This window comes from Tepidimonas sp. (assembly GCF_036824975.1).
Classification (GTDB): domain Bacteria; phylum Pseudomonadota; class Gammaproteobacteria; order Burkholderiales; family Burkholderiaceae_C; genus Tepidimonas.
In genome coordinates this window covers 1-11706 of sequence record NZ_DAISZC010000068.1, presented here as the reverse complement: position 1 = coordinate 11706, position 11706 = coordinate 1, and the positions used below count along the sequence as shown (strand labels likewise).

14 protein-coding genes are annotated in these 11706 nt (G+C 68.6%); 10 read left to right on the top strand and 4 right to left on the bottom strand.

The genetic code is table 11. The annotated features are described in order from the left end of the window. The coding region (locus V7Z54_RS08215) for a heavy metal translocating P-type ATPase (protein WP_334135750.1) at positions 1-2237 on the bottom strand (2237 nt) is incomplete at its 3' end. A gap of 96 nt (positions 2238-2333) precedes the next feature. Here V7Z54_RS08215 and V7Z54_RS08210 point away from each other — a divergent pair. The 5 genes from V7Z54_RS08210 to V7Z54_RS08190 all read left to right on the top strand — a co-directional run bounded on the left by V7Z54_RS08210 (position 2334) and on the right by V7Z54_RS08190 (position 5128). Then, entirely contained in the window at positions 2334-2534 is a 201-nt protein-coding gene (locus V7Z54_RS08210) for a heavy-metal-associated domain-containing protein (protein ID WP_334135749.1), read from the top strand. A 405-nt stretch (positions 2535-2939) separates the two neighbouring features. After that, entirely contained in the window at positions 2940-3698 is a 759-nt protein-coding gene (minC, locus tag V7Z54_RS08205; protein ID WP_334135748.1) for a septum site-determining protein MinC, read from the top strand. Between the two features lie 39 nt (positions 3699-3737). Next, positions 3738-4550 carry a septum site-determining protein MinD gene (minD, locus tag V7Z54_RS08200; protein ID WP_334135746.1) on the top strand — a complete coding sequence of 271 codons (813 nt, stop codon included), beginning with the start codon at positions 3738-3740 and terminating at the stop codon, positions 4548-4550. 5 nt (positions 4551-4555) lie between these two features. Beyond that, a complete protein-coding gene (minE, locus tag V7Z54_RS08195) occupies positions 4556-4816 on the top strand; it encodes a cell division topological specificity factor MinE (protein ID WP_334135744.1) in 261 nt (86 codons plus the stop codon). A gap of 42 nt (positions 4817-4858) precedes the next feature. Further along, positions 4859-5128, top strand: coding sequence for a SemiSWEET transporter (locus tag V7Z54_RS08190; protein ID WP_334135742.1), 270 nt, complete (start codon positions 4859-4861; stop codon positions 5126-5128). Here V7Z54_RS08190 and V7Z54_RS08185 read toward each other — a convergent pair. The 3 genes from V7Z54_RS08185 to purE are packed head-to-tail and all read right to left on the bottom strand — an operon-like array spanning position 5108 to position 7844. After that, complete coding sequence (locus tag V7Z54_RS08185; protein WP_443082458.1) at positions 5108-6121, bottom strand: L-threonylcarbamoyladenylate synthase; 1014 nt, start codon at positions 6119-6121, stop codon at positions 5108-5110. The genes V7Z54_RS08190 and V7Z54_RS08185 overlap by 21 nt on opposite strands. Then, on the bottom strand, positions 6118-7341 hold the full coding sequence (locus V7Z54_RS08180; RefSeq protein ID WP_334135740.1) for a 5-(carboxyamino)imidazole ribonucleotide synthase: 1224 nt from the start codon (positions 7339-7341) through the stop codon (positions 6118-6120). The genes V7Z54_RS08185 and V7Z54_RS08180 overlap by 4 nt, the downstream gene beginning before the upstream one ends. After that, entirely contained in the window at positions 7338-7844 is a 507-nt protein-coding gene (gene purE / locus V7Z54_RS08175; RefSeq protein ID WP_334135739.1) for a 5-(carboxyamino)imidazole ribonucleotide mutase, read from the bottom strand. The genes V7Z54_RS08180 and purE overlap by 4 nt, the downstream gene beginning before the upstream one ends. Before the next feature lie 53 nt (positions 7845-7897). Here purE and trxA point away from each other — a divergent pair, with 53 nt between their 5' ends. The 5 genes from trxA (at position 7898) to V7Z54_RS08150 (ending at position 11704) form a co-directional block, all read left to right on the top strand. Next, entirely contained in the window at positions 7898-8848 is a 951-nt protein-coding gene (trxA, locus tag V7Z54_RS08170) for a thioredoxin (protein ID WP_334135737.1), read from the top strand. A 12-nt stretch (positions 8849-8860) separates the two neighbouring features. Further along, entirely contained in the window at positions 8861-9199 is a 339-nt protein-coding gene (locus tag V7Z54_RS08165) for a 2Fe-2S iron-sulfur cluster-binding protein (protein ID WP_443082457.1), read from the top strand. 202 nt (positions 9200-9401) lie between these two features. Beyond that, on the top strand, positions 9402-9950 hold the full coding sequence (locus V7Z54_RS08160) for a Spy/CpxP family protein refolding chaperone (RefSeq protein WP_334135736.1): 549 nt from the start codon (positions 9402-9404) through the stop codon (positions 9948-9950). Next, a complete protein-coding gene (locus tag V7Z54_RS08155) occupies positions 9919-10638 on the top strand; it encodes a response regulator transcription factor (RefSeq protein WP_334135734.1) in 720 nt (239 codons plus the stop codon). The genes V7Z54_RS08160 and V7Z54_RS08155 overlap by 32 nt, the downstream gene beginning before the upstream one ends. Positions 10639-10645: 7 nt before the next feature. Continuing rightward, complete coding sequence (locus V7Z54_RS08150; protein WP_334135732.1) at positions 10646-11704, top strand: HAMP domain-containing sensor histidine kinase; 1059 nt, start codon at positions 10646-10648, stop codon at positions 11702-11704. Positions 11705-11706: the final 2 nt, after the last annotated feature.

Genomic DNA, 11706 nt, shown 5'->3' with positions numbered 1-11706 from the left:
CTGACCGAACTGGCCGCCATCGCCGCCCCAGCCCAGACCGGATCGAGCACGCCCAGCGCCGCCAGCGGGATGCCCGCCACGTTGTAGGCGAATGCCCAGAACAGGTTTTGTCGGATTTTGCGCACCGTGCGGCGCGCGATGTCGAGCGCGGCCGGCACCAGCAGCGGATCGCCCCGCAGCAGCGTGATGCCGGCCGTTTGCATCGCCACGTCGGTGCCGTTGCCCATCGCCACCCCGACGTCGGCTTCGGCCAGCGCGGGCGCGTCATTGATCCCATCACCAACCATCGCCACCGGGCCGCTGGCGCGCAACGCGCGCACCGCGGCCGCCTTCTCATCGGGTCGCACCGGCGCGTGCACCTCACCAGCCTCGGGCCGCAGGCCGATGCGGCGCGCCATGGCCTCGGCCGCTGCACGCCGGTCCCCGGAAATCATCACCACCCGCAAGCCCTGGGCGCGTAACTGCGCGATGGCCGCTGCTGCGGTGGGCTTGGATTCGTCGCCAAAGTGCCACAGGGCTAGCACCTGCCACGCCTCGGCATGGCGGCTAGCCAACACGGCGCGCGTCGTCGCTGCGTCGCCCTCCCCGTCCGCACCGCCTGCAGCCTCCGATGCGGCGCTGGGCCCCACCGGCTCCATCGGCTGGGAGGGCCATCTCGCCTGCAGCTCGGTCATCCAATCGGAACTGCCCAGCGCCAGTTCGACCCCACCGATCCGACCGATGACGCCACAACCGGGCACCGTCTGCACCGCCTCTGCATCCGGCAGCGTTGCCGCACCCAACGCCGATCGCATGGCCTGCGCCAGCGGGTGATTGCTACCCTGCTGCAGAGCCACCGCAGTGCGCAGCGCCGCTTCGGCATCCACGCCAGGTGCCACCGCCGCCCCCAGCAGGCGCGGCTGGCCGCGGGTGAGCGTCCCGGTTTTGTCAAACGCCACCACGCGCACGCGCTGCGCGGCCTCCAGCGCCTGCGGATCGCGCACCAGGATGCCATGTCGCGCCGCCGCCCCGGTTCCGGCCATGATCGCCGTGGGTGTCGCCAGCCCCAGCGCACAGGGGCAAGCCATCACCAGCACCGCCACCGCATGCAGCACCGCGCCTTCTATGTCGGCACCTGTCCACCACCACCCTAGGGCGGTCGCCACTGCCACCGCCAGCACCAGCGGCACGAACACCGCCGCCACGCGGTCGACCAGGCGCTGCACCGGGGGCTTGGCGGCCTGCGCATCCTGCACCAGGGCGATGATGCGTTGCAGCAGCGACTGTGCCGCGGCCGCCGTGACGCGCACTTCGATTGCCCCGTCGCCGTTGAGGCTGCCGCCGGTGACGGCGTCGCCCTCGCGTTTAGATACCGGCAACGGCTCGCCGGTCAGCATCGATTCGTCCACCTGCGTGCGGCCGCTCTCGATGACACCGTCGGCAGGAATGCGCTCGCCACTGCGCACCAACACCCGATCCCCGGGCAACAGTTCGGTGATCGGAATGTCCTGCACTTCGGTCCGCCGCACGCCATCGGGCAGCAGATGTGCGGTATCGGGCCGCAGCGCCTGCAGCGCCCGGATCGCCGCGCTGGTGCGCTGGCGCGCGCGCAACTCCAGCCATTTACCCAGCCGCACCAGCGCAATCACCACCGCCGACGCCTCGAACGCCAGGTGCGGCAGCTCGCCCGGCGCAGCGCGCCACCACAGCCACACGCTCATGCCCCATGCGGCGCTGGTGCCCATGGCCACCAGCAGCTCCATGTTGCCGCTGCCATGGCGCAGCGCCTGCCAAGCGCTGCGATAGAAACGCGCGCCCAGCCCAAACTGCACCGGCGTGGCCAACAGAAACTGCCACAGCGCTGGCAGCATCACGTGCTGCCCCCACGCCAGCGCCACCATCGGCCACACCAAGGGAGCGGCCAGCAACAGCCCCGCCGCCACCCACAGGCCCTCTCGCCGCAGCTGCGCGCGCTGGCGCTGCTCCTCCTGCCACCCATCGGCGTCGGCGGCGCGTGGCGTATAGCCCGCATCGCGCACCGCCCGCGCCAGCCGCGCCTGCCAGGCCTGCCCGCCCTCCTCACCTGGCTGCCCAATGACTCGTGCCTGCCCAGTGGCCAGATTGACGCTGGCCTGCTGCACTCCCGGAACCCGCTGCAGCGCGCGCTCCACACGCGCCACACACGAGGCGCACGTCATGCCGTCAATGCCCAGGTCGCACTGCATCGCCCCCGGCGCTGCGGTTGGTGTTTGCGTCATGTCGCGAGTATGCCGCGCCAGGCCATAGGACGACTGGCGAAGCGGCTTGCAGCGCCGTATCATGAGTTCCATACCTTCATCGCTGGACCCTTAACCATGCACACCGAAACCTTCACCGTCAACGGCATGTCATGCCAACACTGTATCCACGCCATCACGCGCGCCATTCGCGCGCGCGACGCGCAAGCGCAGGTAGCCGTGGACCTCGACGCGCGCCGCGTCGTGGTGACCTCGACCTTGCCACGCGCCGACCTAGCGGCGCTAATCCGCGACGAGGGCTACACCGTGGCCGATTGACGCACCATCCCGCGCCTCTGCGCTAGCCGCCACCGCACTCGGAGTGCCGTCTCAGCACACAGACCGTGCACTCACGTGCCCCTGTGGCGCTTTTTTTTACCTGGACAAGGGTGTGGATCGATGCCGAACAAGCAGCCCGTTGTCCACAACGGTGGGCCAGACCATCCCAGTTGTGCAGCGCAAGCTCGCACGTTGGTCGCCGTGACCGCACACCCTCCTACACCGCGTAACCCATTGACATCAAAGAACAGGTTTGGGTTATCCCCAACCGGACCCGCACTTCTATCCGTAATCACTACCGCTGATACCTATCATTGAACTGTTGGGGATATCGTATGCTCGCCCGCCCCGCGCAGCTTCGCTATCCCGCTGCCCGCACACTGCTAAGATGCGCACCCATCGACCATGCGCACGTCGGCTGCTTCCATCACCCGTATCGACATTCGCCACGGCCAGTTGCCCCTGGTCGTGGCGCGGCTGCGTGGCAGCGATATCGATGCGCTCCTGCGCGATTTGGACCATCGTTACGGGGATGCGAGCGGCTTTTTCGAAAACGAGCCTTTGTTGCTGGACTTTAGCGACTGGGCGGAGAGCGAACCTGCCTCCACGGCGCTGCAGCAGCAGGCGTTGTTGCAAGCCCTGCGCCGTGCGGGCCTGCGGCCGCTGGCCTACCAGGCGGCTCCTGTGACGTGGCAGCCGGTTCTTGACGCCGCTGGTCTGCTGGCCACCGAGAGCCATGGCGCGCACGGCATGCGGCTCCCAGCCGAGCGCACCGAGTCGCCGCCACCGCCGCCAGCACCAGCCATGCCGCAGGCATCGGCTTCGGCGCTGGTGGTGGATCGGCCGTTGCGCTCAGGCCAGCAGGTGTATGCACGGGGACGCGATCTGGTGGTGTTGGCCATGGTCAATCCGGGCGCGGAGGTGATTGCCGATGGCCACGTGCACGTCTACGCCCCGCTGCGCGGACGAGCCATTGCCGGAGCGCGGGGACAGGCCGATGCGCGCATCTTCGCGCTGGCGCTGGAAGCCGAGCTGGTGGCCATTGCCGGTCTGTACCGCACTGCCGAGACGCCCTGGCCAGACGAGGTGCGTGGTCGCCCGGCGCAGGTGCGTCTGCAGCGCGAAGGCGACGGCGAGCGCCTGCTGTTCGAACCTCTCGTCTGACCCGCTATCGTTTACCGACTACTGCATACGGAACGTTCCATGACCAAAATCGTCGTCGTCACCTCCGGCAAAGGCGGCGTGGGCAAGACCACGACCAGCGCCTCGTTCGCCACCGGGTTGGCTCTCAAGGGGCACAAGACGGTGGTCATCGACTTTGACGTCGGACTGCGCAATCTCGACCTGATCATGGGCTGCGAGCGGCGTGTGGTGTACGACTTCGTCAACGTCATTCAGGGTGAAGCCAATCTGAATCAGGCGCTGATCCGCGACAAACAGGTCGATGCACTCTATATCCTGGCAGCCAGCCAGACACGCGACAAGGAGGCCTTGAAGCAGGAGGGCGTGGAACGTGTACTCAATGAGCTGGCGGGCATGGGGTTTGAGTACATTGTTTGCGACTCGCCGGCAGGTATCGAGACCGGGGCGTTGATGGCCATGCACTACGCTGACGAGGCGTTGGTGGTGACCAACCCCGAGGTGTCTTCCGTGCGCGACTCGGACCGCATTTTGGGCCTGCTCAGCTCGCGCACCCGGCGTGCCATCGAGGGACGCGAGCCGGTCAAGGAGCATTTGCTGATCACACGCTACAACCCCAACCGTGTGCAAGACGGTCAGATGCTGTCGCTGCAGGATATCCAGGACATCCTACGCATTCCCCTGATCGGTGTCATTCCCGAGAGCGAGGCGGTGCTGCAGGCTTCCAACCAAGGGGTGCCCGCAATCCACCTGCAGGGCACTGACGTCTCGGAGGCCTACAAGGACGTAGTCGACCGCTTTTTGGGCCAGGACCGGCCGCTGCGCTTCATCGAAGCGCAAAAGCCCAGCCTCCTGAAGCGCCTGTTTGCGAGGTGAGCGCCGTGTCCCTGCTGTCCTTGTTGTTGGGCGAGAAGAAAAAAACCGCTGCGGTGGCCAAGGAGCGGCTACAGATCATCTTGGCCCACGAGCGGGCTGGCCGCAACGCCAGTGAGCCAGACTATCTGCCAGCGCTGCAGCGCGAGCTGGTGGCGGTGATCGGCAAGTACGTGTCGATCCATCCGGACGATATCAAGGTCCATCTGGAGCGCCACGACAACCTCGAGGTGCTCGAAGTCAAGATCGAGCTGCCGGATGCGCGCTGACGGCCACCGTAGCGGGCTTGCGCCCTATCGCTGACGACACCCATGTGGATCGACGCCATTGGCTCGCTGGCTGCCATCCTGACGACGGTCAGTTTCGTGCCCCAAGCCTGGCGTACTTGGCGCACCAAGGATGTGGCCGCGATCTCGCTAGGCATGTACGTGATTTTTACCATCGGCGTGGCGCTGTGGCTGGTGTATGGATGGCTGCTGCGCGCTTGGCCCATTGTCGCGGCCAATGCGGTGACGCTGGTGCTGGCCGGCGCCATTTTGGTGATGCGGCTGCGCTACGGCTCACGCTGCCGCGCGCTGTAGGCGGTCGCGCACCCCATCCCAGGCCGCGTCGGCAGGCGGTCGCTCGACCCAAATCAGGGTCGTCTCGCCGTCATCGAGCGCACGCAGCACGGCAAACAGCTCGTGAGCACAGGCCTGGGCATCGTCGGGCATGCGCTGCAGCCGCACCCGCGCGCTGGCGCAACGCAACGGACTGCGGTGATAGACCGCCAGGCGGGGGGCTTGGGCGCCCAGCAGATCGAGCGCGGTCTGCAGTTCGTCGGCGGCCATCAAGCGCACCCGCGCGCGTGGTGCATAGTGCGACGCCAGCATTCCCGAGGCGCGCGGTGCCTGCGCATCGCGGTCGGCCACCGGCAGGCCGGCCGCCGCTTCCAGCTGGGCGCGCGTGATCATGCCTGGACGCAGCAGCACCGGCTGCTTGCGTGTGGCGTCGACGATGGTGGATTCGATGCCGACCGGACACGCGCCGGCGTCCAGCACCAGCAGCTGCTCGTCATCCAGCACCGCTTCCAGCTCGTCGAGCACGTGTTCGGCCCGCGTTGGGCTGACGCGGCCGAAGCGGTTGGCGCTCGGTGCGGCCAGCCCAAGGATGCCGGCGTTGGCACAGGCGCGCAGCAGCGCCTGTGCCACCGGGTGAGCCGGACAGCGCAGCCCGATGCTGTCCTGCCCTGCTGCGGCCCGCTCGGCTACGCCCGGGCGGCGCGGCAGGATCAGCGTCAGCGGCCCGGGCCAGAAGGCGTCCATCAGCCGCTGTGCAAATGCCGGTACATCCTGCGCGTAATGCGCCAGCGCTGCGGCCCGCGCAGCCGCTGGCTCGGCGACGACGTGGACGATCAACGGATGGTCAGACGGTCTTCCTTTGGCGCCATAGATGCGTGCCACTGCATCGGCCCGGTCAGCGTCCGCGGCCAGCCCATAGACGGTCTCGGTGGGCAAGCCCACCAGCGTGCCGGCGCGCAGCCGCTGCACCGCCTGCGCCAACGCGGCAGGCAAGGCATCTCCTTGTGTGCTCACGAGCCGGGCCATGGTTCGATACCCAACAACGCCGCGGCTTGCAGGGCCACAGCGCGGGCTTGCGGTAGGTCGGCCGCGGTCACCGTCAGGTGGCCCATCTTGCGTCCAGGACGCGCTTGCAGCTTGCCGTACAGGTGCAGATGTACGCCGGGCAGGGCCAGCACGCGGGGCCAGTCGGGGGTATGAGGGCGGCCGTTGCGCCACCAGCAATCGCCCAGCAGGTTCAGCATCACGGCGGCGCTGTGTAGGCGCGGCGACACCAGGGGCAGACCGGCCAGTGTGCGCACCTGCAGCTCGAACTGCGACACGTCACAGGCGTCGATGGTGTAGTGCCCGCTGTTGTGTGGGCGCGGCGCCATTTCGTTGACCACCAGCTGCCCGTGCGCCGACCCGTCATCGACGACGAAAAACTCCACACACAGCACGCCCACATACTGCAGGTCGGCGGCAACGGCACGCGTGGCCGCGATGGCCTGTTCGACCAGCGCACGCGTGCTGCCTGACGGTTCGGGACAAGTCTCGGTCACGGCCAGGATACCCTGCCGGTGCCGGTTGCACTGCAGCGGGAAATGCACGGTCTGGCCGTCCGCCCCGCGCGCCAGAATCACCGACCACTCGGCACGCAGCGGCAGGCGTTTTTCCAGCACGCACGGCATCTGCCCCAGCTGCGCCCACGCCGCAGCCAACTGAGTGCGGTCGTCGACCGCGACCTGTCCCTTGCCGTCATAGCCCAGGCGGGCGGTTTTGAGCAGCCCGGGCAGCAGGGTATCGGGCACCCGGGCCAGGTCGTCGGCGCTGCGAATGGCCTGCCACGGTGCCGGCCCGACGCCGGTTTGTACCGCGCAGCGCTCGAAGTGGGTTTTTTCGGCGATGCGGTCCTGTGCGACAGCCACCGCCTGTGCCCCAGGGGCGACGCGGCGCTGCGCGGCTAGCGTGGTCAGCGCCGCGGCTGGCACGTTTTCGAATTCGGTGGTGATGGCTTCGCAGCGCTGCATCAGCTGCGCCAGCCCCGCCTCGTCATCGTAGGCGGTGGTGATGTGGTAATCCGCCACCCGGCCGGCGGGGCTGGCAGGGTCGGGATCCAGCACCGCCACCGCGTAACCCATGGCCTGCGCGGCGTGTACGAACATGCGTCCGAGCTGCCCACCCCCCATCACGCCCAGCGTGGCGGCTCGGCTGGCAAAGGGCACGGGCCCGGGCAGCAGGGGTGCGCCGCTCACGGGCTGGTCTCCGCCGGTAGGGTCATGGCGCGCGCCGCCGCCGTTTGCTCAGCGCGAAACGTCTGCAGCTTGGCGCGCAGGTCCGGATCATGCGTCGCCAGCATGGCTACCACGAACAACGCTGCATTGGCCGCGCCCGCCGCGCCGATGGCAAACGTGGCCACCGGCACCCCCTTGGGCATCTGCACGATCGAATGCAGCGAATCGACCCCCTGCAAATGGCGGCTGGGCACCGGCACACCCAGCACTGGCACCGTCGTCTTGGCGGCCAGCATGCCCGGCAGGTGGGCGGCGCCCCCTGCCCCCGCGACGATGGCGCGCAGACCGCGCGCCTCGGCCGCTTCGGCGTAAGCGAACATATCATCCGGCATGCGGTGCGCCGAGACCACGCGCGCCTCGTGCGCGATGCCGAACTGTTGGAAAATGGCAACCGCATGCCGCATGGTGTCCCAGTCGCTGCTGGACCCCATGACGACACCGACCTGGACGTTGCTGTTGGACATGGCGACCCCGGGGGAACGATCCCGACATTCTAGAGAAACGGACACTGCCGACCATGATCGACGTAACCTTGGCCAATTTCGAAGCGGAAGTGCTGCAGGCCAGCCTGCAGACACCGGTGTTGGTGGACTTTTGGGCACCGTGGTGCGGCCCCTGCAAGGTGCTCGGACCGGTCCTGGAAAGAGTCGAGCAGGCCTACGGCGGCCGCTTCAAACTGGTCAAGGTCAACACCGAGGACGAGCAACAGCTGGCCGCCTACTTCCAGATTCGCAGCATCCCCACCTGCATTCTGTTCGTCGGCGGGCAGCCCGTGGACGGGTTCATGGGCGCGTTGCCAGAGGGTCAGATCAAGGCCTTTCTGGACCGGCATGTGCCCAGCGAAACCGCTTTGCAGGCGCAGGCCGAACGGGTCGAGGCGCTGCAGGCTGCGGCCACCGGAAACCATGACGCCGCCCTGGCGCACCTGCGCGACGCCCTGGCGCAAGCGCCAGACAACGACGATGTGCGCTACGACCTGGTGCGGCTGTTGATCGAATTGGGCCGGCTGGAGGAGGCGGCAGCCGCGCTGGCCCCGGCGCTGGCCAAAATTCCGGTGCCGCTGCGCTTTCAGGCGCTGCAGCAGTGGCTCGATGCGCTGGAGTTCGTGCGCAACGACCCGCGCGGCCAGTGGGCGCTGGCGCGCTTTGACGAGCTCATTGCTGCCAACCGGCGCGATTTCGAAACCCGCTTCGCCAAAGCGCGCGTGCTGATTGCCCAGGGCGAATGGACGGCAGCGATGGATGAGCTGCTCGAGATCATCATGCGCGACAAAAAGTGGGCCGACGAGGCCCCGCGCAAGACGATGGTGGCGCTGCTGGAGCTGTTGACGCCGCCACCGCAGGAAAACAGTACCCCGGGCAAGAGCGCCAGCGGCATCGAGGTAGCCGGTCACAGCGCGGCGGCGCAAGATCCGCAGGCCGAGCTGGTGTCGCGCTACCGGCGCAAGCTCAGCATGGCGCTGAACTGAGCGGGTGGGCCCGTGATCACGGTGCGCTTCATCACCCCAGGCCCGAACGGCCCGCTGCAGGACCGGGAAGTCGAGGTACCCGCCGACGGCCGCAGCCTGATGAAGGCGGCGCTGGACGCGGGGGTGGACGGCATCGCCGCCGACTGTGGCGGGGTGCTGACCTGCGCGACCTGCCACGTCTATGTGGACGAGCCCTGGTGCGCGCAGCTGCCACCACCGTCGGCGGACGAGGACACGATGCTTGACTACACCGCCGACGAGCGGCGGCCCAACAGTCGGCTGAGCTGCCAGATTGCGCTGACCCCGGCGCTCGACGGGCTGACCGTGACGCTGCCGGCGCGGCAGTATTGATTGCGCTTGACACTTCTTTACGCAGCACGCATAGCTCCTTGACATGCGGCGCGCATCCTGTGCTGGTTGGCCGTGCTTCGGGATAGGGTTGCCGCGCGTGGCAAGCCCCCGGGCCCCATGCCGGTGAGGGCCGCCGATGGTGTCGGCGGCCACGCCGCCGTAAACGGCTGCCTGTGTCGCACTGTTGTCAAGGAGACCCATCATGAATCCATCGTTTGACTGCTGCAGGGGCTGGCGCCGCACCGTGGCGGCGGCCGCGCTGTCGTGTGTTTGCATCGCCGCCTGGGCTGCGGGCCCAGCAGACCTGCCCAGACCGTTTGTCGGTGGCCTGGGCGCCCACGCGGCCCATCCCGTGGCCGGCGACGCTTCGGCCGACCGCATGGTCGAGCACCTGGCGCGCGGGTTGGATCTGCAGCCAGCACAGCGCGAGCAGCTGCGGGCGCTGGCGCAAGCCGCGCGCACCGACCTGCAGGCGCTGCGCGAGCAGGGACGCACGCTGCGCCAGGAACGTCACCAGCTGCTGGGCGCGGCGACGCTGGATGAGGCCGCACTGGAGGCGCTGCGCCAGCGCGAACTCGCCTGGCACGACGCGTTGACGGCGCGTATGAACCGCTTCATGATCGACAGCGCCCGGGTGCTGACACCCGAGCAGCGCCAGCGCTGGGCCGAACGCATGCAGCGCCGCGCCGACGGTGCTCACCGCCACGGTATGCCTCCCCATGAACGCCACCGCTACCATCCTGATCGTTGACGACGACAGTCGCCTGGTGGCGATGCTGGCGGAATACCTGAGCGGCCAGGCGGGTTGGCAGGTGAAGCACGCCCCTACGCTGCGCCAGGGTGAACTGGCCTTGCGTACCGGTGTTCTGCCGCATGCCCTGGTGCTGGATCTGATGCTGCCCGACGGCGACGGGCTGGATCTGTGCCGTACCCTGCGCGCGCAGCCGCGCACACGCAGTCTGCCCATTTTGATGTTGACGGCCCGTGGCGAGCCGGCGGACCGCGTGGTGGGGTTGGAGCTGGGGGCAGACGACTATCTGGCCAAGCCCTTCGAGGCGCGCGAGCTGCTGGCGCGGCTGCGCGCGCTGCTGCGGCGCGCCCACGGGGCCACAGCACCCGAAGTGCTACGGGTAGGTGACCTGGAGCTCGATCTGGGGGCGCTGCAGGCGCGCGTGCATGGGCGCGCGTGTGACATCACCCCGTACCAGTTCCAGCTGCTGGCGGTGCTGGCCCGCCACGCCGGACGGGTGCTGACGCGCGACCAGATTATGGATGCGCTCAAGGGACATCCCCAGGACGCGTTCGACCGCTCGATCGACGTGCATATTTCGCGCATCCGCGCCGCGATCGAGGACGACCCGCGGCAGCCACGCCGTATCCTGACTGTGCGCGGTACAGGCTACATGCTGGCGCGCGGCAGCGACGGTGAACCGGCCTGAGGATGCGATGACGCGGTTGTACCTGCGCATCTATCTGGCACTGCTGGCGGCGCTGGCGGTGTTTGCGGCGCTGGCGCTGCTGGCGTTTCACTGGCACGCCGAGTGGCAGCGCGCCGAAGAACAGGCGGCGTGGGTCGACTGGGCCGGAGGGTGGGCCGACCCGGTGCTGGAACCGCTGTTGCAGGCCGACGCACCGCCCGAGCAGCGGATGGCCTGGGTGGCGCTGTCGTTGCTGGGGCTGCTGATCCTCGTCGGGCTGGCCGCCTACCCGGTGGCCCGTTCGCTGACCGCGCGACTGGAAGCACTGCGCGCTGGGGTGCAAGCCTTTGGCGACGGGGACCTGGGACGGCGCGTACCGGTGCAGGGAACGGATGAGGTGGCGGCGCTGGCCTCCAGCTTCAACGCCACGGCCGAGCGCATCGAAGCGCTGGTGCGTGCGCAGCAGCGCCTGTTGGCCAATGCGTCGCACGAGCTGCGCTCCCCGCTGGCGCGCCTGCGCCTGGCGTTGGATCTGATCGAGGCCAACAAGGACGACCCGGCGCGCCCGCGCCACCTGGCCGAAGCGCAGCGCAATCTGGCCGAATTGGATGCGCTGGTGGAGGAGGTGCTGCTGTCGGCGCGGCTGGACGCAGCACCGGCCGTGGCGCGCACGCAGGTGGACCTGCTGGCGCTGGTGGCCGCCGAAGCGCAGGCGGTTGGCGCCATGGTTAGCGGGGAGACACTGACGGTGTCGGGCGACGAGCGGCTGCTGCGGCGCGCCGTGCGCAATCTGCTGGACAACGCGCGCCGGTACGCCCCCGACACCTCGCCACAGGTATCCATCCGGGCCGATGCCGACGCTGTCGAAGTGTGGATCTGCGATCGCGGTCCGGGCGTGCCTGCCGACTGGCGCGAGCGCATCTTCGAGCCGTTTAGCCGACTGCCCGGGCACGCCGAGCATGCCGGTGGCGTGGGCTTGGGATTGGCACTGGTGCGGCAGATCGCCACCGTGCACGGCGGCACGGTGCGCTGCACCGAACACCCCGGCGGCGGCGCCTGTTTCGTGCTGCGCTTGCCGCTTGCCTAAAT

What these genes read in the sequence shown, in the direction of transcription:
- V7Z54_RS08210 (WP_334135749.1), top strand. Translation starts at nt 2,334, where the DNA reads ATGCACACCGAAACCTTCACCGTCAACGGCATGTCATGCCAACACTGT.
- minC (WP_334135748.1), top strand. Translation starts at nt 2,940, where the DNA reads ATGCGCACGTCGGCTGCTTCCATCACCCGTATCGACATTCGCCACGGC.
- minD (WP_334135746.1), top strand. Translation starts at nt 3,738, where the DNA reads ATGACCAAAATCGTCGTCGTCACCTCCGGCAAAGGCGGCGTGGGCAAG.
- V7Z54_RS08190 (WP_334135742.1), top strand. Translation starts at nt 4,859, where the DNA reads ATGTGGATCGACGCCATTGGCTCGCTGGCTGCCATCCTGACGACGGTC.
- purE (WP_334135739.1), bottom strand. Translation starts at nt 7,844, where the DNA reads ATGTCCAACAGCAACGTCCAGGTCGGTGTCGTCATGGGGTCCAGCAGC.
- trxA (WP_334135737.1), top strand. Translation starts at nt 7,898, where the DNA reads ATGATCGACGTAACCTTGGCCAATTTCGAAGCGGAAGTGCTGCAGGCC.
- V7Z54_RS08160 (WP_334135736.1), top strand. Translation starts at nt 9,402, where the DNA reads ATGAATCCATCGTTTGACTGCTGCAGGGGCTGGCGCCGCACCGTGGCG.
- V7Z54_RS08155 (WP_334135734.1), top strand. Translation starts at nt 9,919, where the DNA reads ATGAACGCCACCGCTACCATCCTGATCGTTGACGACGACAGTCGCCTG.
- V7Z54_RS08150 (WP_334135732.1), top strand. Translation starts at nt 10,646, where the DNA reads ATGACGCGGTTGTACCTGCGCATCTATCTGGCACTGCTGGCGGCGCTG.